Source organism: Nocardiopsis sp. NPDC049922 (genome assembly GCF_040660275.1).
In the GTDB taxonomy this organism is placed as follows: domain Bacteria; phylum Actinomycetota; class Actinomycetes; order Streptosporangiales; family Streptosporangiaceae; genus Nocardiopsis.
This window is the reverse complement of sequence record NZ_JBFAME010000001.1, coordinates 233,342-251,942: the sequence shown is the minus strand read 5'-3', so window position 1 is coordinate 251,942 and position 18,601 is coordinate 233,342. Positions and strand designations below refer to the sequence as shown.

The following is an 18,601-nucleotide window of genomic DNA, read 5'->3' as shown; positions in this document are numbered from 1 at the left end:
CCTTGGCGCAGAGGGTGCTGTCCCCGGACGGACAGCCGAACGTGGGTGTCGCGCCGATCCCCGACCGGGGGTCGGCGCGATGCTTGTTCGGAGCCCGCCCCGACCCGACACTCCCGAACCCCGATCCGGATGGAGAACGCACCGATGGCCGCACGGCGACGCGTGACGGACCGCCTCCCGACCTTCCCCTGGGACCGGCTGGCGCCGTACAAGCGCACGGCCGCGGCCAACCCGGACGGCATCGTGGACCTGTCCGTCGGCACGCCCGTCGACCCGGTGCCCGCGACCCTCCGCACGGCCCTGGCCGACGCCGCCGACTCGCCCGGATACCCCCTGACCTGGGGAACCCCGGAGCTGCGCGCGTCGATCGCCGAGTGGCTGGCGCGCCGCCACGGCGTCCGGGTCGCCGACGGAGCCGTCCTGCCGACCGTCGGCTCCAAGGAACTCGTGGCCTGGCTGCCCACCCTGCTCGGCCTGGGCGAGGGCGACACGGTCGTCCACCCCGAGCTGGCCTACCCGACCTACGACGTCGGCGCCCGCATGGCCGGAGCCACGCCGGTGGCCTCCGACGGGCTGACCGCCCTCGGCCCGGCCCCGGTCGGCCTCGTGTGGGTGAACTCGCCGAGCAACCCGACCGGTCGCGTGCTGGACGTCCCGCACCTGCGCAAGGTGGTCCAGTGGGCGCGCGAGCGGGGCGCGGTCGTCGCCTCCGACGAGTGCTACCTCGACCTCGGCTGGGAGGACCGGGAGCCGGTGTCGATCCTGCACCCGGACGTGTGCGACGGCTCCCACGCCAATCTGCTGGCCGTGCACTCGCTGTCCAAGCGCTCCAACCTCGCGGGCTACCGCGCCGCGTTCGTCGCCGGTGACCCCGCCCTGGTCGAGGAGCTGCTCGCGGTCCGCAAGCACGCGGGGATGATCGTCCCCGCCCCGGTGCAGGCCGCCATGCGCGCCGCGCTGGACGACGACGACCACGCCGCCGAGCAGAAGGAGCGCTACCGGGCGCGCCGCAGCCGTCTGCGGACGGCCTTCGAGGGCGCGGGGTGGCGGATCGAGCACTCCGACGCGGGGCTGTACCTGTGGGCGAGCCACCCCGAGTACGACGCGTGGGGCGCCGTGGCCGCCCTCGCCGACCGGGGGATCCTGGTGGCGCCCGGCGACTTCTACGGCACGGCGGGCGCGCGGCACGTCCGGGTGGCGTTCACCGCCACCGACGAGCGGGTCGACGCCGCGGTCAAGCGCCTGGCGTCGTAGCCGTCGACGGGCGGGCGTCCGGCCGCGGGCGCGGCCGCCGGGGCGGGGCTCCGAGCGTCAGCCGAGGGCGATGCCGCCCTCGGAGTCGAACTCGGCCGCGACGGTGGTCCACGCCTCGGCGCCGTCCAGGCCGTCGGACACCCGCCAGCGCTGGTCGCCGTAGGTCACCGAGGTCAGCCCGTACTCCTCCGCGTGGGCGACGGCCCAGAGCGTCATCGCCCAGCCCAGGTCACCCGTGCGCGGGTCCTCCTCCACGGGCAGCGCGGTCGGGTCGACGCCGAACACCCGCGCCATCTCCTCCCGGGCGCCCTCCACGTCGGCCTCCCCGGCGGTCAGGGACCCGACGGTCTCCGCGTCGTACCAACACGTCATCGCCGGTCCCAGGGCGCCGGTGATCGCCTCGGCCATGTCCGCCGACAGCGTCTCGTGCTGGTCGTAGGCGTAACCGTCGGCGCTGCGCTGAACGGCCTGGGCCGCCTCGAACACCGGCAGCTGCTCCCAGCCGTCGATCTCCGCCAGCGCGTCGTAGAACGCGGCGCTGGCGTACACCGGGTCGAGGATCTCCTCCGGTTCGCCCCACTCCTGGGACGGCCGCTGCTGGAACAGGCCCAGCGAGTCCCGGTCGCCGTACTCCAGGTTGAAGAAGGTCGACTCCTGCCACACGGTCGCGAACGCCACCGTGACCGCCTCTTCGGGGAGGTCGCGGCTGAACGCCACGCCCCCGACGGTGACGGCGTTCACCGCCTGGAGCGGCTCCAGGGTGTAGGAGCCCTGCGCCAGGTCGAGGCGGCAGGCGGGCTCGAGCGGCTCCACGGTGTCCTGTTCCAGCGGCTCGACCGTGGTCAGCACGTAGTATCCCCCGGCGACGAGGGCGCCGCACACGAGGAACAGGGCCAGGAGGATCTTGACGAAGGCGGAGATTTTCCGACGCTTACTGGGCACGGGCGAACCAACGGGTCGGTGACGGGTGGAGCGCGTCGCACGGGGCGGAGGGGCCCTGCGTGCGCCGCGCGGGGCGCGGTGAGGTGTGCGCCTCGGGCGCATTGTAGTCGGCGGTGCGCTCCCGGACGGAACGTGACGGAGGGGGACCCCGGCTCAGGTCCCGGGGCCTCAGCGGTGTACCCCCGCGGAACCGCTAACGTGGGTGCACATGACCAGCTCGTACACAAGTCCGCTGCCAGACCGGATCGACGAACTCTGGGAGCGGCGCTCCGAACTCACCCCCGGCCACACCGAGGCGCGCCAGACCATCATCGGCGCGATCGACCAGATCGACGAGGGCAAGGCGCGCGTCGCCTTCGTCGACCCCAGCACCGACGAGGTCGTGGTCGACGAGCGCGCCAAGCGCTCCATCCTGCTCGGCTTCAAGGTCCTGGAGATGAAGGAGTCGCACGTCGGCGACTTCTACCACCACGACCGCATGCCGTTGAAGACCCGCTTCGACGGTGTCCGCGTCGTCGCGGGCGCCATCGCCCGCTGGGGCTCCTACCTCGCCCCGGGCGTCGTGCTCATGCCGTCCTTCACCAACATCGGCGCCCACGTCGGCTCCGGCACCATGGTGGACACCTGGGCGACCGTGGGCTCCTGCGCGCAGGTCGGCGAGAACGTCCACCTGTCCGGCGGCGTCGGCGTCGGCGGCGTCCTGGAGCCGCCGCAGGCCTCCCCGGTCGTCATCGAGGACGACGCCTTCCTCGGCTCCCGCAGCATGGTCGTCGAGGGCGCCCGCGTGCGCACCGGCGCCAAGCTCGGCGCCGGGACCATCCTCACCTCCTCCACGCGCGTCTTCGACGCCGAGACCGGTGAGGAGCTGCCGCGCGGCGAGGCCCCGGCCTGGTCGGTGTGCGTGACCGCCAACCGCGTCAAGAGCTTCCCCGGCGGGGACTTCGGCATGCCGGTCCTGCTGGTGCTCAAGCGGCTGGAGAAGGGGCAGGAGCACGACAAGCTCGCCCTGAACGAGCTGCTCCGCGAGCACGGCGTCAACGCCTGACGCGACCGGAGCTCCCGGGGCGCCCCCCGCACGGTGCGGAGGGGCGCCCCGCGCTTGTCTAGGGTGGACGACGGGCGCCCCCGCCGCACGGGGCGCGGCGTCCGCGACCAACGACGACGACCTGAACGGGGCGAGACGATGCTGGACCTGACCTCGGACGTGGCGGACCTGACCGCCGCCATCGTGGACATCCGCTCCGAGAGCGGCGACGAGCGGACCCTCGCCGACGCCGTCGAGCGGGCCCTGTCCGACCTGCCGCACCTGAAGGTCTCCCGGGACGGTGACGCGATCGTCGCCCGCACCGACCTGGGGCGCCCGCGCAGGGTCGTCGTCGCCGGGCACATCGACACCGTTCCCATCGTCGACAACGTCCCCTCCCACGTGGAGGACGGCCGGCTGTACGGCTGCGGGACCTCCGACATGAAGGCCGGGGTCGCGGTCCAGCTCAAGCTGGCCGCCCTGGTCACCGAACCGGTGCACGACGTCACCTACGTGTTCTACGACAACGAGGAGGTCGACGCCGCCCGGAACGGCCTCCGCCGCCTGGCCAAGAACCACCCCGCGTGGCTGGCGGGCGACTTCGCCATCCTCATGGAGCCGACGGACGGCGTCATCGAGGGCGGCTGCCAGGGCACGATGCGCGTGCGCGTCGTCGCCCGGGGCGAGCGCGCGCACAGCGCCCGCTCCTGGATGGGGCGGAACGCGATCCACGACGCCGGGGCGATCCTCGACGTCCTGCGCGCCTACACCCCCCGGGAACCCGAGGTGGAGGGGCTGCGCTTCCACGAGGGCCTCAACGCGGTGTTCGTCGAGGGCGGCGTCGCGGGCAACGTCATCCCGGACGAGTGCGTCGTGACGGTCAACTACCGCTTCGCCCCGGACCTGTCGCTGGAGGACGCCGAGGCCCACCTGCGCGAGGTGTTCGACGGCTTCGAGGTGACGGTGACCGACGCCGCCGCCCCGGCCCGCCCCGGGCTCGACGACCCGTCCGCCGCGGCCTTCGTGGCCGCGGTGGGGGAGGGGCGGGCGCGCGCCAAGCTCGGGTGGACCGACGTCTCGCGCTTCTCCGCGCTGGGCGTGCCCGCCGTCAACTACGGCCCGGGCGACCCGACGCTGGCCCACACGCGGAACGAGTACGCCGAGATCGCGAAGATCCGCGAGGCCGAGGAGCGGATGGTCGCCTGGCTCGCGGGCTCGCGCTGACTCGGGCGCGCGGCCGATCGCCGCTCGGAACCGCTCCGACCAGCACGTTCGGGATGAATCTGCCGTTTCCGGTCACCGTGGGTCCACACGCGGTTCAGGCGGCGTCCGCCCCCGCTCGGATAGCCTCACGACATGACGGAAGAGGAACACATTCGGCACGCCGGCCCGCTGACGTACCGGGGCCGGGCCATCCCGCAGACCACCACCGACCAGCGGCTGCTGGACCAGCGGGGGCCGACGGACTGGGTGCACACCGACCCCTGGCGGGTGCTGCGCATCCAGTCGGAGTTCGTCGAGGGTTTCGGTCTGCTGTCCGAACTGCCGTCGGCGGTGAGCGTGTTCGGGTCGGCCCGGGTCAAGCCGGACAGCGACCACTACGCGCTGGGTGTCACGGTCGGCGCCAGGCTGGCGCGGGCCGGGTACGCCACGATCACCGGTGGCGGCCCGGGAATGATGGAGGCCGCCAACAAGGGGGCCCAGGAGGCGGGCGGGATGTCCGTCGGGCTGGGCATCGAGCTGCCGTTCGAGCAGACGCTCAACCCCTACATCGACGTGGGGATGACCTTCCGGTACTTCTTCGTCCGCAAGACGATGTTCGTGAAGTACGCGCAGGCCTTCGTGGTGCTGCCCGGCGGGTTCGGGACGCTGGACGAGCTGTTCGAGGCGGTCACGCTCGTCCAGACCAACAAGGTGACCCGGTTCCCCGTCGTGCTGGTCGGCAGGGAGTTCTGGGGCGGCCTGTACGAGTGGATCGAGTCGCGGCTGCTGGAGAACGGGCTGATCAGCCCGGCGGACACGGAACTGCTCCAGCTGACCGACGATCCCGACGAGGTCGTCGACATCATCCGCAAGTCGCACCTGGACATCGCCCAGCGCAACGGCGAGGTGCCGCCCGGCGTCGGCTGACGGCCGACGGCGCGGGCGTGCGGCGCCGGGGCGCCCGCTGAGGGCGACCGCGCGGTCCTGCGGGACGCGGTCGTCCACAGGCGGCGGCGTGTGGTGGCCATCGGCGGGTGGGCATGGCACGATCGTTCCGTGCCTGTCTTCATCATGATCCTGGTCGGCGCCGCCGCCTTGGCCGTGCTCGTGGGCGTCGTCTACATCGTGCTCGGAAAGGGCGGACAGCTCGCCCGTTTCGAGGCCGACTACCCTCCGCTGGACCTGCCCGCCGACGGCGCGGTCGGGTCGGCCGACCTCGGTCGGCTCCTGCTGCCCCTCTCCATGTGGGGCTACCACGTGCGCGCCGTGGACGAGCTCCTGGCGCGACTGACCGCCACGCTGCGCGAACGCGAGGAGCGGATCGAGGACCTGGAGTGGCGGCTGTCCCGGCTCGACGCTCCCTACGTCCCCGAGGGCCACGGACCCGGCGGCTCCCGTCGGCTGCCCGGCGACGCCTACGCTCCGGAGAAAGGCGGGGAGCCCCCGGTCTCCGGCGACTCCGGCGAGTCCAGACCCGAGGAGCCCGCGGAGAGCGCCCGCACCGCGCCTGGCCAGGGCTGACGCCTCCCGTTCGGCGGTCCGGGGCGGTTCACCCCGCCCTGGCCGGGTTCCCCGGTATGTCGTGAGTCACAGCTGACCTCCCGCTTCCGGCGGCCGCGTCGGGTTCGGGTGCCCTATTCTCGTTCGCTGTACACATGTACCCCCCGTTCCACCGGAGCGGGCGGAGCATCGCTCAGGATGGCGAGGATGGACACAGCAGCCGATCTCGACCCGGGACCCGAGGGCGGGCGCGGCGACACCGCCGCCCCCGTTCGCCAGATGTCCCTGTGGCAGCCGCCCCGATCGACCCGGTACACGCAACGTCGCCGCCGTCGGGTGGCCGTGGTGTCCGGTATCGGACTCGGGGCCCTCGTGCTCGCGGGCGGTATCGCCACCGCGTGGACCCTGGTCGGCGACGAGGGCGCCGACGTCGCGGAGAGCACCGAGCACCTGGAGCGGTTCGTCGGTTCCTGGTCGGGTGACATGCACCAGGTCGACACCGAGGGCGATCCCGTCGCCGACTGGCACGCCGAGATCCGCATCGAGGAGGGCGCCGAGCGCGGCAGCACCGCCTGGACGACGTTCACCTGTTCGGGGACGTTGGAACTGTCGGCGCGCGACGGAGACCGCGTCGTGTACGTCTACACCGAGACCGCCGACCCCGAGGACCGGTGCGTCGACGACGCGGAGCTGACCCTCTGGCCGGGTGACGACGACCGGGCGCTCATGTCGGAGTGGTCGTCCGTCACCGACGAGGGCACGCGGATGACCTCCACCGGGGAACTGGGCTGACCCCGTCGAACACCAGGTCACGACCAGGGCGCCAGCGCGGTCGAATCCCGCTGTTTCGACCGGCGGAGTCGGGGCAGTAGTCCGTTCGGCCCCTCACGCTCCCATCGGAATTCGGTCAGGACCGATATAACCTTTACTGACCAACGATTCCTCGCCGGCGGAGGCTCGCGCGGTCGCGCTTCGGTCGCCCGGCGCACACACCGGGGCCAACCTCCGAGATAATGGACGAAGAGTGGTTCACGTCCCTTACCTCACGCGGGCGCGAGTCACACGGATCCGGTCGACGGTTCCGGAACCGGGCCGCACACGGTGGCCCGGCGCCGGTGCCGTGGGTCGGCCCCCGGCCACCTGCGAGGAACATCTAGAAAGGGGAATGGCATGGCGGCGATGAAGCCGAGGACCAGCGATGGGCCGTTGGAGGTCACCAAGGAGGGTCGCGGCATCATCATGCGAGTCCCCCTGGAGGGCGGCGGACGCCTGGTCGTCGAACTGACGCCGGAAGAGGCGGGTGATCTCCGGGACGAGCTGCAGAAGGTCGTCGGCTAGCGACGACGACCCGTGCCCGTCCCCCCACCCCGGGCCGGAGTCCCCTGACGACCCCCGAGGTTGTACACCTCCCGAATCAGTGAACGATTGTGAGCGGCCCGTGCCCTTCGCCACGCAGATCCAGTCCCGACCGGGAAACCTCGCCGATTCCACCGCGGACCTGCTGGTCCTGCCCGTGCGCGCGGAGGACGGCGGACCGAAGGCGGTCGAAGGGATCGCTGGGAGCGGGCTGACCGGGGTCCTTCCCGCCCCGCTCACCGATCTGTTCACGCACTACGCGCTCACCGGCAAGTCCGGCGAGTTCGTCCAGTTCCCGGTGTCCCGGGACGAGGGCCTGGCGCGGCTGGCGCTTCTGGGGGTGGGCTCGGCATCGCCCGAGGACCTCCGGAAGGCCGGAGCGGCCCTGTCCCGGGCGGCCAGGGGGCGACGGAGCGTCGCCCTGGCCTGGCCCGGCGCTGACGCCGAGGCGGCGACCGCCTTCGCCGAGGGCGCGCTGCTCGCCTCCTACACGTTCAGAATGAAGACGGGCGAGACCCCCGAGGACAGGCGCCCCGCCGAGAGCATCGACGTGGTGGGCGAGGCGGACGCGGACCTCGCGGACGCCCTGCGCCGAGGCGCGGACCTCGCCGCGGCCACCGCTCTGGCGCGCGACCTCATCAACACCCCCTCCCTGGAGAAGGACCCGGAGTGGATGGCCTCGCGAGCGCGCGAGGTCGCCGCCGAGAAGGGCCTCCAGGTCCGGGTCTGGGACGAGAAGGACCTCGTGGACGGCGGCTTCGGCGCCATCCTGGGCGTCGGCCAGGGCTCCTCCCGGCCCCCGCGCATGGTCCAGCTCTCCTACACCCCCGAGAACCCGACCGAGCACGTCGTGCTGGTCGGCAAGGGCATCACGTTCGACACCGGCGGCCTGTCGCTCAAGCCGAACGACAACATGATGCTGATGAAGACCGACATGAGCGGATCGGCGATCGTCCTCGCGGTGCTCTCCGCTCTGGCCGAGGTCGGGGCGTCGGTCCGGGTCACCGGTCTGCTTCCGTTGGCGGAGAACGCCTTCTCCGGAAGCGCCACCCGGGTCGGCGACGTGCTCACGACCTACTCGGGCACCACCGTCGAGGTGCTCAACACCGACGCCGAGGGGCGGCTGGTCCTGGCCGACGCCATCGGCTACGCGGTCGCGGAGCTCGCCCCGGACGTCCTGGTGGACGTGGCGACCCTGACCGGCGCGGCCAAGGTCGCGCTCGGCACCGGAACCGGCGCCCTCTTCAGCGACGACGACACGATCGCCGCCGAACTGGAGCGCGCCGGCCGCGACTCCGGCGAGCCGCTCTGGCGCATGCCGCTCACCGACGCGTACACCCCGACCACCGAGTCCCGGGTCGCCGACCTCGCCAACATCGGCACCCGCGGCAGGGACTTCGGTCCGGCGGGCGCGACCGAGGCCGCGCTGTTCCTCCGCGCGTTCACCGGCGACGTGCCCTGGGCCCACCTCGACATCGCCGGTCCCGGCCGGTCGATGAAGGAGAACGGCGTCCTCAGCAAGGGCGGCACCGCCTTCGCCACGCGCACGCTGCTGCGCTGGCTCGCCGCGCGCTAGCGGCCGCCGCCCGACACGGCGGCCGGACCGGGCGCAGGCGGGGTTCCCGCGTGGCGGAGAGGGCGGGGTCGACGGCGGATCGGCAGGGGAGACGCCGTCAGGGGCGGATGGCGGCCAGCAGCCCCTCGCCCACCGGCATCATCAGCGGAACGAACGCGTCGTCCTCCCGGACCCGTCGCACCACCTCGCGCACGGCGGTCTCGGCCGGGTCGGGGGCGCGCAGCGGCCCGTCCGGTTCGGAGGAGGCCGCCAACGCACCGTGGAACACCACCACGCCGCCCGGGCGCAGCAGCCGCTGTGCCTCGGCCAGGTACTCGGGGTGGGACTCGCGGTCGGCGTCGACGAAGACCAGGTCGTATCCGCCGTCGGTGAGCCGGGGGAGCACCTCCAACGCCCGTCCGCGGATCAGCCGCGCCCGGCCCGTGCCGAACCCCTCGCCGGCGAACACCGTGCGGGCGTAGGCCTGGTACTCGGCGTCGGTGTCCACGGAGGTGAGGATCGCGTCAGGGGCCATGCCGCGCAGGAGCCACACTCCGGACACACCGCACCCCGTGCCGACCTCCACGACCGACCGGGCCCCGATCGCCGCGGCCAGGAACCGCAGCGCCGCACCCGTCACGGGGTCCACGGGCGGTGCCGACGACCGCTCCGCCGTCTCGTAGGCGTCGACCAGGGGTCCGTCCCCCACGGCGTCCTGGGCGAAGCGGTCCTGCTCGGCCCGGACCCAGGTGATCCGGGCCGCGCTCTGATCCGTGCTGGTGATGACGGCCTCCCGCTGCGGTGGTCACGGTGTGGGCGGACTCCCTGACCAGCGACACGTCACACAGGGTGGTGCGACGTTCGCGATCGGGTCACGTCCCTGGCGCAAGATTAGCCTGAACGGACGCGAACTCCGAGCGTGGCGGCGGGAACTTAACGGGCGTCCCCCAGCGTTTAATCGGGAGGAACGCACGTCGATCGCCACGAAGTACCTCCCCCCGAGCAACCCACGTGCGTCGCGTCGACGGGATGAAGGGAGCAACGGTGCCAGAGACCGGCCCAGCCGTGGAATTCGAGGCATGGGAACCCCCGAGCTGGGAAGAGGTCGTCCGGGTCCACTCACCTCGGGTGTACCGGCTCGCCTACCGGCTCACCGGCAACAAGCACGACGCCGAGGACCTCACCCAGGAGGTCTTCATCCGTGTGTTCCGCTCCCTGGCCAACTACACGCCCGGCACCTTCGAGGGGTGGCTGCACCGCATCACCACCAACCTCTTCCTCGACATGGCCCGCCGCAAGGCGCGCATCCGCTTCGAGGGGCTGGCCGAGAACGCCGACGAACGCCTGGAGGGGCGGGAGCCCTCGCCCGCCCAACGCTACGACGACCGCCACTTCGACGCCGACGTCCAGAGCGCCCTCGACGCCCTGCCCGCCGAGTTCCGTGCCCCCGTGGTCCTGTGTGACATCGAGGGCCTCTCCTACGAGGAGATCGCCGCGACGCTCGACGTCAAGCTCGGAACCGTCCGCAGCCGTATCCACCGGGGCCGCGCCCAGCTGCGCCGTGCCCTGGAACACCGGCGGGCCCTGGCCGCCGAGAAGGAGGCGCGCGGCGCTCACGTGACCAACGGGGAGGCGGAATGAGCATGGACCACCTCGGAGAGCGGCTCTCCGCGCTCGTCGACGGCGAACTGGGCCCGGCCGAGCACGAGCGCGCCCTGATCCACCTGGCCAAGTGCGAGGCGTGCCGGTTCGAGGCCGACATGACGCGCAGGCTCAAGCGGCGGCTGACCGGCCTCGGCGAGCCCGAGCCGGACCACGACTTCCTGGGCCGCCTGACCAGCCTGTCACGCGACGGCGGCCCCGCCCCGGACGATCGCGACCGCCCGGGACCGCCGCCCGGAGGTGCCGGGTTCGGGATGCGTCCGCCCCTGGGCTCGTCCCGCCCCCTCGGCGGCCGCCCTTTCGGAGGGTTGGGCGGTCCTTCGGGTCCGTTCGCCGCTGAGGCGGCCGAACCCGGTCCGGTGGCCACCGCGACGGAGCCCGCGGTCGACGCCCGCGCCATCCCCGACGTCCGCCCGGCGCGCCGCCGTGGCGCCGAGCGCCTCGCCCACCTGTTTCCACCGTTCCCGGGCGGGCGGTACGCGGTCGCGGGCGTGGCGGTGGCCACGGCACTGCTCGGCTCGGCCTTCGTCGCGGGCGGGGAGGACGAGGGGACGCCGGTCGTCGAACCCCGGCTCGCCGACTACGCGGTCGAGCACGCGATGACCACGCGGCAGGTGCCGGTCGTCGCCCCGGAGAGCCCGGCTCCCGAGTCGGGCGCGTCCGAGTCCGTCGGGGTCCGGGGAGGGCAGCCCCAGACCGTCGGAGCCCCGAACCCGACCGCCACGACCCGGTGAGCGCGGAGGAGCCCTCCTCCCGTCCGTCCCTCGCCCTGGTGGTCCTGGTCGCGCTGTGCGTGCTGTGCCTGACGGCCGGGTCCCACCCCGCCTCCTCCGACGTGCCCGCCGAGGGCGGTGACGACGGGATGCGCGTCCTGCGGCGGGCCGCCCTCGCCGAGGACGAACTGTCCTACACGGCGGTGCGCACGATGTCCGGACCCGCGGACGGGACCGGGACGGCGGGCCGCACGGATCGGGAGATCAGGCTGCGCGTGGTGAACCGGCCCGGGCAGGGGATCGCCCTGGCCCATCTCGGTGTGAGCGAGGACGGTGGGAGCGCTGACGCCTTCGTGGTGCGCGACTCCTCGGAGCTGGACGCCCTCGACGAGCGCCTGCTGCGGATGCTGGAGGACACCTACCGCGTCACCGACGTCGGCCCCGCCGAGCTGGACGGGCGCGCGGTCCGCCTGGTGGAGGCCGACCGGTCGGACGGCTCGGTCGCCGGCCGGTTCTGGGTGGACACCGAGACCGGGCTGCTCGTCGGCCGCACCGTCTACGCGGAGTCGGGTGAGGTCGCGCTGAGTTCCCGCCTGACCGACGTGCGCGTGGGGGACGGCGACTGGCCCGAGGACGCCCTCGGCGGCGAGCCCTGGGGCGACGTGCTGACCGCCGACGAACGCGACGCCCTCCGCGAGGGCGGCTGGTGCCTGCCCGAGGACCTCACGTGGAACCTGCGGCTGGTGGACGCCCGGTCCACCTACCTGGGGGAGCACCGTGTCGTGCACGCCATCTACTCGGATGGTCTGTCCCAGGTGTCCGTCTTCACCCAGCGTGGGAAGCTGGGATCGGAACATCCCTCCACACTTCGTGACGGATACACCGGAACCGGGGCGGGGGGAAGTGACGTCACAACACAACATGGCACGGTCTTCGGCGGTGACGTCGGTCAGTACCAGAGCGTGTGGCAGTCCGAGGGGTTCGTCTTCACGGTCCTGGCGGACGCTCCCGCGGGTCTGGCCTCCTCCGCGGTGACCGCGCTGCCGGGGCCCGACGGCTCCGGATTCTGGGCCAGAGTGCAGCGCGGTCTGTCCAGGTGGGGGATCCCCTAACCCCCACCCGTACGCGCCGCGCGCCGACCCCCGACCACACAGATGTACGGAGCAGGTCTTGAGCGAGGACAACGGCCGCTCGGCGCAGGGGACCGGGCCGGACCCGGTCGCCCCGTCGCGCGGCGGAACACCCCCCGATCCGGGCGGACGCGGTGGTGCGCCCGCCTCGGACCAGGCACCTGCGGAGCTCCCCCGGTGGCCGGTTCCGGTCACTCCGCCTGATCCGACGAAGCAACGGGAGGGCGTCCGCGTCGGCGCGTCCCCACCGACCCCGGCCGCCGGTCCCCCCGGCCACGGAAGCGCCCCCCAGCCCTCGCCCCCCGGCAGCGGAGATCCCATGAACCCCAACCCCACCCCAGGCCCGGGCGACGCGTCCGGTACCCCACAGAGCAACCCGTACGTCCAGCTCTCGCACACTTCCCAGGTGATCAAGCCGCAGGCGGGCCAGCCGGCGCCGTCAGCGCAGGCGGGCCAGGGACACCAGGGCTCACAGCAGGGCCAGCACCCTCAGGGGCGGGAGCGAGCACAACAGGCCCAGGGACAGCACCCGCAGGGGCCCCAGCAGGCTCAGCATCCTCAGGGACAGCAGCCCCCGACTCCGCAGTTCCAGGCTTCGCCGGATCAGGCGGCGCGGCCACCTCACCAGTTCCAGACGCAGCAGTTCGCCGTGGCGGCTCAGCAGCCCCAGCCCGAACGCCGCCGACGCGGGGTGCCCGCCTGGATGGCGCTGTCCGGCATGCTCGTCGTCGCCCTCATCGCCGGTGGCGCGGGCGGGGTCGCGGGGGCCCTGTTCAACAACGCGTCCAGCGAGGAGGCGGCGCCCGAGGAGGAGGGGCCCGTCATGAACGAGCCTCCGCCCGAGGCGCCCCAGCGCGACCCCGACACCATCGCGGGCGTCGCCCAGCGCGTCAGCCCCAGCGTGGTGTACATCGGCAGCGCCGACCCGAGCGTGCCCGGCGGCGGCTCGGGCTTCGTCATCGAGGGGAACTACGTGGTCACCAACGATCACGTGTCCTCGGCGCTGGCGGACGGCGGTATCCGGATCGAGTACCAGAACGGGAGCCTGTCCGAAGCGACCATCGTCGGCGCCGATCCCAGTTCCGACCTGGCGGTGCTCTCCCTCGCGGACCCGATCGACGTCGAACCGCTGGCGTTCGGCGACTCCGAAGCGGTCGTGGTGGGCGACGAGGTCATCGCGATCGGAGCGCCTCTGGGGCTGCAGGGCACGGTCACGCAGGGCATCATCAGCGCCGTCGACCGCCCGGTCAGCCCCGAGGGGAGCAGCGCCAGCCGGTTCTACGCGCTCCAGACCGACGCCGCGATCAACCCCGGCAACTCCGGTGGGCCGCTGGTCGACCTCCAGGGCCGGGTGATCGGCGTCAACTCGATGATCTACACCATGGGCGGCTCGATGGGCGAGGGCACGGGCAGCATCGGCCTGGGCTTCGCGATCCCGTCCGCGGAGGTGCAGAGCGTCGTCGACCAGCTCATCGAGAACGAGTCGACCGCCTACGCCGACATCGGCGTGGAACTCGACCTCCAGAGCCCCGTCGCCGGCGCGGTGATCGCGGACGGTTCCGACGCCGTGGCGGACGGGGGACCGGCCGACGACGCGGGCCTGGAGCCGGGCGACGTGATCACGTCCTTCGACGGGCGGGCGGTCAACTCCGGCCAGGAACTCCTGGCCATGCTGCGGGACCGCGCGCCGGGCGACGAGGTGGACATCGTGTTCGAACGCGACGGCGACGAGGACACGAGCACGATCACGCTCGGGTCCTCCACCGACTGAGCGGCGGCGACCGGGCGGGACGAGGACTGCCGGGCAGGACGCCTCGGGACACGTCGACGAACGTCAGGGCACACGCACACGACAGGGCCCCGGGTTCTCCCGGGGCCCTGTCACGTCGTGCGCTCACTCCGCGGACGTGTGCGCGGTTCCGGCGTCCGCGTCCACTCCCCGGACTAACGTCCGGCGGGCGAGATGCCCAGCTGCATCCCGGCCAGCCCGCGCGGCTTGCCGACCAGGCCCTCGGCGATCGACGCGATGACCTTGCTGGCCTCGGCGTCGGGGTCGGTCAGGACGAGCGGCTTGCCCTCGTCGCCGCCCTCGCGTAGGCGGGTGTCCAATGGAACCTGGCCCAGCAGCGGGATCTCGGTGCCGAGCGTCTTGGTGAGCGCCTCGGAGACGGTCCGGCCGCCGCCCTCGCCGAACAGGCGGAGCGGCTCGCCCCCCTCCGGCGGCACGAAGTACGACATGTTCTCGATGACACCGGCGATGCGCTGGTGCGTCTGGGCGGTGATCGCGCCCGCGCGCTCGGCGACCTCGGCGGCGGCCTGCTGCGGCGTGGTCACGACCAGCAGCTCCGCGGAGGGGAGCAGCTGCGCGACGGAGATGGCGATGTCACCGGTGCCCGGGGGCAGGTCCATCAGCAGGACGTCGAGGTCGCCCCAGAAGACGTCGGAGAGGAACTGCTGGAGCGCGCGGTGCAGCATGGGGCCGCGCCACACGACCGGCTGGTTCCCCTGCGTGAACATGCCCACCGAGATGACCTTGATGTCGTGCGCGGTGGGCGGGAGGATCATGTCCTCGACCTTGGTCGGGAAGTCCGACGCGCCGAGCATGCGCGGCACCGAGTGGCCGTAGATGTCGGCGTCGACGACACCGACCTTGTGCCCCTGCGCGGCCATGGCGGCGGCGAGGTTGACGGTGACCGACGACTTGCCGACGCCGCCCTTGCCGGAGGCGACGGCGAAGACCCTGGTCAGGGAGTTGGGCTTGGCGAAGGGAATCTCCTTCTCCGCCTGGCCGCCGCGCAGCTTGGTCTGGAGGTCCTTGCGCTGCTCGTCGCTCATCACATCGAGCTCGACGGCGACGGAGGTGACCCCGGCGACCTTGGTCACCGCTTCGGTGACGTCCTTCTCGATGCGGCCCTTCATCGGACACCCGGCCACCGTCAGGTAGACACCGACGCGGACGGCGCCGTCGTCGGCGACGTCGATGCTCTTGACCATGCCGAGGTCGGTGATGGGACGGCGGATCTCCGGGTCTTGCACCGTGGCCAGGGCTTTGTGTACCTGCTCGGTGGATGGTGTGGAGGACATGTACTCAATCGTAGGTCAGCGGAACGGGGTGTTGGCCTGTGGTGTCTCTCCCACGTGCCATCCGTTCCAACGGGGTCCGCTCACCGCGCTATTCCGCCGGACGGGCGTGGGGATGGGCGGGGGCGGCCCGGTGCGCGGTCGGAACCGGAGCGGGTGATCGGCGGGGGACCCCTCCTGTGACCAGGCGTTAACGGCGTGCCCTTAACGCTGGCAATACACAGCCGGATAGTAGTCTCTGCGCACCATGGGAAATGCGCCACCACCGCCTGGTTCGTCCTGGCCCGCCGCCCCGGAGGGGCCGGACGGGCGGGCGCATGGTGCGTGGACGCACGAGCAGATGTGGGCGGGACCGCCGGGAGGCGGGCGGCTGACGCCCCCGGGAGGGCATCCCGCGGTCAACCCCGACCCGTCGGTGTGGGCGTGGCCGCCACCGAGACCGGTGCGGACCAGCGAGTTCGCCCCCGCGGAGGTCCCGGAGGGTGAGTTCTATCACAGGCTGGCGCGAGGGTCGCGGTACCGCTGGTGGGTGCCTGCCCTGTCCCTGGTGGTCCTCGCGTTCCTGCTGTTCTTCCTGTGGGTCGCCGTCGTCCTGGCGATGACGATCGTGGCGCTGGCGGGCGGCAGCGGGCTCTCACCGGGCTCCGTCCGGCTGGGGGAGATCGCGAGTCTGGCGATCGGCCTGGTCTCGACGGCGCTGCTGATCCCGATCGTGCTGCTCGTGGTCCGTGTGGTGCAGTGGCGCAGGGTGGGGACTCTGATGTCGGTCGACGGTCACCTGCGCTGGGCCTTCCTGGTCCGTTGCGTCGGGCTGGCGGCGGTACCCGTCGCGGTGACCACGGCGCTGTACATGGTGCTGTCCGACGAGTCCCGCATGGGCGCGATGTCCGGCGGGCTCGCGGTGTCCGTGTTGGTCATCGTGTTCCTGGTGCCGTTCCAGTCGGTCGCGGAGGAGTTCACGCTGCGCGGGCTGCTCATGCAGTGGGTCGGTGCGCTCGGGGGGACGGGAAAGAGCGCGATGGCCCGGGTGCTGAGGTCACCCGGCCCGGCGATCCTCGCCAGCGGCACCCTGTTCGCCGCCCTGTACGCCTCCGTGTATCCCGACGACCCGTGGACCACGGCCGCGCTCACGGTGATGGGCACGGGGGCGGCGTGGCTGACCTGGCGCACGGGCGGTCTCGAGGCGGCGATCGGCCTGCACCTGGTGAACGGTATGGCCCAGCTGATGCTGTGCGTGCTGGAGGACCGGACGGCGGCGATCGGTACGGGACTGGTGATCGGCGCGGGCCCGCCCGGGATGGGCGGGCCGATCGGGCTGGCGTTCGCGGTCGGGACGACGGGGGTGTACGCGCTCAGCGTCACCTGGCTCGCCCGCCGGACGGGAGTGCGGCGAAAGAGCCGCACGGCGGTGGGGTGAACCCCCTGGGGCGACGGGGGTGGTTGGGTGGTCGAGCGTCCCCAGCCCCCTCGGGTGCTGTAGCGGTCGGGTGTCCGGCTGGCCCCCTGTGGTGGGGCGGGTGGGGGGCTTCCGTGGACCCCCTGGGGTGGCCGGGGCGGTCGTGCCGTCCCTAGCCCCCTCGGGTGCTGTAGCGGTCGTGCCATCCCTAACCCCCTGTGGTGACCGGGACGGTCGGGTGTCCCCAGCCCCCTCGGGTGCTGTAGCGGTTGGGTGTCCGGCCGACCCCCTGTGGTTGGGCGGGCGGGGAGGCTTCCGTGAACCCTCTGGGGTGGCCGGGACGGTCGTGCCGTCCCTAGCCCCCTGGGGTGCTGTAGTGGTCGGGTGTCCGGCCAACCCCCCTGTGGCTGGGCGACCAGGGACGCTTCCGCGAACCCCCCCTGTGGTGGCCGGGGTGGTCGGGTGTCCCCAGCCCCCTGGGGTCCCGAAGCGGTCATGCCATCCCCACCCCCCCTGGGGTGACCGGGACGGTCGAGCTGTCCCCAGCCCCCTTCGGTGACCGGCGTGTGGACTTGTGTGGGGCTTGGGGCCGGTGGTCCCTGAACCGTCCACCCCCCGCTCCTGGGGCCGGGGGTGTCATCACTTCGGAATCACGTTTCCACGTGGTGGCCGTGTCCTGCATATCTGTGGAGGGCGGAGGGTGACCATAGGTGAGGGACCTCGCCCTCCGGAACGAATTCGCTCCGCGAACACGCCCTCCGGGTCGAGCCACACCCCCAGTGGTGACCGGGTGAGCAGGACACCACACCCAGCCCCCTATGGACCCGAGAACCGGTCGACCCAACCCCCCTTGGGTGAGTCGGGGCGGTCACGGTGTCCGTCCAACCCCCCCTGCGGCTGGGCGGTCGGGGGCGGTCACTCCGAACCCCCTGTGGCACGGGTCCCGGTCAGGTGAACCCCCCTGCGGTGACCCGAGGCGGACACGGTGTCCGTCCAACCCCCTGCGGCACAGAGGACCCAAACCGGGTGACCTTGTGGTGCTGTAGCGGTCGGTGGGGGCGCTGTGTCGTAACCGGGATTCCGTGAGCGGACCTGCGACGATGGAGCCTCACTCGCTGTGGTGGTGATGAAATGACGACCGACCTCCGTCCCGCGACCGCTGTGCTCACCGAACTCGTCCAGAGGGTGCGCGACGACCAGCTCGATGATCCGACTCCGTGCGCCGAGATGACCGTCGGCGCCCTGCTCGACCACATTGACGGCCTGTGCTTGGCGTTCACCGCTGCCGCAGCCAAGGAGCTCGGCGAGGCCACGAACCAGCCTCCGGAGCCCGGAGCTGCGCGCCCGGACGCGGGCTGGCGAGATCGACTGCCCGCCCGGCTCGACGAGGTCGCACGCGCGTGGCTCTCGGAGGACGCGTGGACCGGCATGACGCGGGTCGGTGGCGTGGACCTTCCGGGTGAGTCCGCCGGCGCCGCCGCGATCGATGAGGTCTTGGTCCACGGCTGGGATTTGGCCGCAGCGACGGGGCAACGCTTCCCTGACGATGATCCCGCGCTGGAGGACACGGTTCAGGTGGCGCACGACTGGGTCGTGCGGTTCGTCGAGCAGAACCCTGAGGGTGTCCCAGGGCTGTTCGGGCCGCCGGTGCCCGTGCCGGACGACGCGCCCGTCTTCGACCGGCTCATAGGCTTGACCGGACGCCGCCCTTCCTAACCCGCAGTCACCCGGTTTGGGTCCTGTACCGCAGGGGGGTTCGCCTGACCGGGACCCGTGCGACAGGGG

General features: G+C 72.5%; 18 protein-coding genes. 14 read left to right on the top strand and 4 right to left on the bottom strand.

Annotated features, from left to right (window positions below):
- Positions 1–144 precede the first annotated feature (144 nt).
- Entirely contained in the window at positions 145–1,254 is a 1,110-nt protein-coding gene (gene dapC, locus AB0I72_RS01260) for a succinyldiaminopimelate transaminase (protein ID WP_358561333.1), read from the top strand.
- Positions 1,255–1,311: 57 nt separating this feature from the next.
- Here the strand turns inward: dapC and AB0I72_RS01255 are convergent, their stop codons facing one another.
- Positions 1,312–2,196 (bottom strand): hypothetical protein, encoded by an 885-nt coding sequence (locus AB0I72_RS01255; RefSeq protein WP_358561330.1) that lies wholly within the window; start codon positions 2,194–2,196, stop codon positions 1,312–1,314.
- A gap of 208 nt (positions 2,197–2,404) precedes the next feature.
- Here AB0I72_RS01255 and AB0I72_RS01250 point away from each other — a divergent pair, with 208 nt between their 5' ends.
- The 7 genes from AB0I72_RS01250 to AB0I72_RS01220 all read left to right on the top strand — a co-directional run bounded on the left by AB0I72_RS01250 (position 2,405) and on the right by AB0I72_RS01220 (position 8,855).
- Complete coding sequence (locus AB0I72_RS01250; RefSeq protein WP_358561327.1) at positions 2,405–3,241, top strand: 2,3,4,5-tetrahydropyridine-2,6-dicarboxylate N-succinyltransferase; 837 nt, start codon at positions 2,405–2,407, stop codon at positions 3,239–3,241.
- A 138-nt stretch (positions 3,242–3,379) separates the two neighbouring features.
- Positions 3,380–4,444 carry a succinyl-diaminopimelate desuccinylase gene (gene dapE / locus AB0I72_RS01245; protein ID WP_358561324.1) on the top strand — a complete coding sequence of 355 codons (1,065 nt, stop codon included), beginning with the start codon at positions 3,380–3,382 and terminating at the stop codon, positions 4,442–4,444.
- A 132-nt stretch (positions 4,445–4,576) separates the two neighbouring features.
- Positions 4,577–5,350: a TIGR00730 family Rossman fold protein gene (locus AB0I72_RS01240; protein ID WP_358561321.1), complete on the top strand. Its 774-nt coding sequence runs from the start codon at positions 4,577–4,579 to the stop codon at positions 5,348–5,350.
- Positions 5,351–5,479: 129 nt separating this feature from the next.
- A complete protein-coding gene (locus AB0I72_RS01235) occupies positions 5,480–5,944 on the top strand; it encodes a hypothetical protein (RefSeq protein ID WP_358561318.1) in 465 nt (154 codons plus the stop codon).
- A gap of 186 nt (positions 5,945–6,130) precedes the next feature.
- On the top strand, positions 6,131–6,715 hold the full coding sequence (locus tag AB0I72_RS01230) for a hypothetical protein (protein WP_358561316.1): 585 nt from the start codon (positions 6,131–6,133) through the stop codon (positions 6,713–6,715).
- A 378-nt stretch (positions 6,716–7,093) separates the two neighbouring features.
- Positions 7,094–7,261: a DUF3117 domain-containing protein gene (locus AB0I72_RS01225; RefSeq protein ID WP_358561313.1), complete on the top strand. Its 168-nt coding sequence runs from the start codon at positions 7,094–7,096 to the stop codon at positions 7,259–7,261.
- Positions 7,262–7,361: 100 nt separating this feature from the next.
- Positions 7,362–8,855: a leucyl aminopeptidase gene (locus AB0I72_RS01220; RefSeq protein WP_358561310.1), complete on the top strand. Its 1,494-nt coding sequence runs from the start codon at positions 7,362–7,364 to the stop codon at positions 8,853–8,855.
- A 97-nt stretch (positions 8,856–8,952) separates the two neighbouring features.
- Here the strand turns inward: AB0I72_RS01220 and AB0I72_RS01215 are convergent, their stop codons facing one another.
- On the bottom strand, positions 8,953–9,543 hold the full coding sequence (locus AB0I72_RS01215; RefSeq protein WP_358561307.1) for a class I SAM-dependent methyltransferase: 591 nt from the start codon (positions 9,541–9,543) through the stop codon (positions 8,953–8,955).
- A 320-nt stretch (positions 9,544–9,863) separates the two neighbouring features.
- Here AB0I72_RS01215 and sigE point away from each other — a divergent pair, with 320 nt between their 5' ends.
- From sigE to AB0I72_RS01200, 3 genes are read left to right on the top strand one after another with little or no spacing between them, the layout of a single operon-like run.
- On the top strand, positions 9,864–10,475 hold the full coding sequence (sigE, locus tag AB0I72_RS01210) for an RNA polymerase sigma factor SigE (RefSeq protein WP_358561304.1): 612 nt from the start codon (positions 9,864–9,866) through the stop codon (positions 10,473–10,475).
- The gene (locus AB0I72_RS01205) at positions 10,472–11,230 is read left to right on the top strand and encodes a zf-HC2 domain-containing protein (RefSeq protein WP_358561301.1); all 759 of its coding nucleotides are present in this window, start codon (positions 10,472–10,474) and stop codon (positions 11,228–11,230) included. Before sigE ends, AB0I72_RS01205 begins: the two co-directional genes overlap by 4 nt.
- The gene (locus AB0I72_RS01200; protein WP_358561299.1) at positions 11,227–12,321 is read left to right on the top strand and encodes a transcriptional regulator; all 1,095 of its coding nucleotides are present in this window, start codon (positions 11,227–11,229) and stop codon (positions 12,319–12,321) included. The genes AB0I72_RS01205 and AB0I72_RS01200 overlap by 4 nt, the downstream gene beginning before the upstream one ends.
- 487 nt (positions 12,322–12,808) lie before the next feature.
- On the opposite strand, the gene AB0I72_RS01195 is transcribed toward AB0I72_RS01200, so the two are convergent.
- A complete protein-coding gene (locus AB0I72_RS01195) occupies positions 12,809–12,964 on the bottom strand; it encodes a hypothetical protein (RefSeq protein WP_358561297.1) in 156 nt (51 codons plus the stop codon).
- A 78-nt stretch (positions 12,965–13,042) separates the two neighbouring features.
- Here AB0I72_RS01195 and AB0I72_RS01190 point away from each other — a divergent pair, with 78 nt between their 5' ends.
- On the top strand, positions 13,043–14,110 hold the full coding sequence (locus AB0I72_RS01190) for a trypsin-like peptidase domain-containing protein (RefSeq protein ID WP_358562778.1): 1,068 nt from the start codon (positions 13,043–13,045) through the stop codon (positions 14,108–14,110).
- Positions 14,111–14,283: 173 nt separating this feature from the next.
- On the opposite strand, the gene AB0I72_RS01185 is transcribed toward AB0I72_RS01190, so the two are convergent.
- Positions 14,284–15,423 carry an Mrp/NBP35 family ATP-binding protein gene (locus AB0I72_RS01185; RefSeq protein ID WP_358561295.1) on the bottom strand — a complete coding sequence of 380 codons (1,140 nt, stop codon included), beginning with the start codon at positions 15,421–15,423 and terminating at the stop codon, positions 14,284–14,286.
- Between the two features lie 439 nt (positions 15,424–15,862).
- Here AB0I72_RS01185 and AB0I72_RS01180 point away from each other — a divergent pair, with 439 nt between their 5' ends.
- A complete protein-coding gene (locus tag AB0I72_RS01180) occupies positions 15,863–16,837 on the top strand; it encodes a type II CAAX endopeptidase family protein (protein ID WP_358561293.1) in 975 nt (324 codons plus the stop codon).
- Between the two features lie 1,110 nt (positions 16,838–17,947).
- Positions 17,948–18,532: a TIGR03086 family metal-binding protein gene (locus AB0I72_RS01175; RefSeq protein WP_358561291.1), complete on the top strand. Its 585-nt coding sequence runs from the start codon at positions 17,948–17,950 to the stop codon at positions 18,530–18,532.
- Positions 18,533–18,601 lie beyond the last annotated feature (69 nt).

Coding starts and splice junctions, on each gene's coding strand:
- dapC (WP_358561333.1), top strand. CDS start 145: ATGGCCGCACGGCGACGCGTGACGGACCGCCTCCCGACCTTCCCCTGG.
- AB0I72_RS01250 (WP_358561327.1), top strand. CDS start 2,405: ATGACCAGCTCGTACACAAGTCCGCTGCCAGACCGGATCGACGAACTC.
- dapE (WP_358561324.1), top strand. CDS start 3,380: ATGCTGGACCTGACCTCGGACGTGGCGGACCTGACCGCCGCCATCGTG.
- AB0I72_RS01240 (WP_358561321.1), top strand. CDS start 4,577: ATGACGGAAGAGGAACACATTCGGCACGCCGGCCCGCTGACGTACCGG.
- AB0I72_RS01230 (WP_358561316.1), top strand. CDS start 6,131: ATGGACACAGCAGCCGATCTCGACCCGGGACCCGAGGGCGGGCGCGGC.
- AB0I72_RS01225 (WP_358561313.1), top strand. CDS start 7,094: ATGGCGGCGATGAAGCCGAGGACCAGCGATGGGCCGTTGGAGGTCACC.
- sigE (WP_358561304.1), top strand. CDS start 9,864: ATGAAGGGAGCAACGGTGCCAGAGACCGGCCCAGCCGTGGAATTCGAG.
- AB0I72_RS01205 (WP_358561301.1), top strand. CDS start 10,472: ATGAGCATGGACCACCTCGGAGAGCGGCTCTCCGCGCTCGTCGACGGC.
- AB0I72_RS01190 (WP_358562778.1), top strand. CDS start 13,043: ATGGCGCTGTCCGGCATGCTCGTCGTCGCCCTCATCGCCGGTGGCGCG.
- AB0I72_RS01185 (WP_358561295.1), bottom strand. CDS start 15,423: ATGTCCTCCACACCATCCACCGAGCAGGTACACAAAGCCCTGGCCACG.
- AB0I72_RS01175 (WP_358561291.1), top strand. CDS start 17,948: ATGACGACCGACCTCCGTCCCGCGACCGCTGTGCTCACCGAACTCGTC.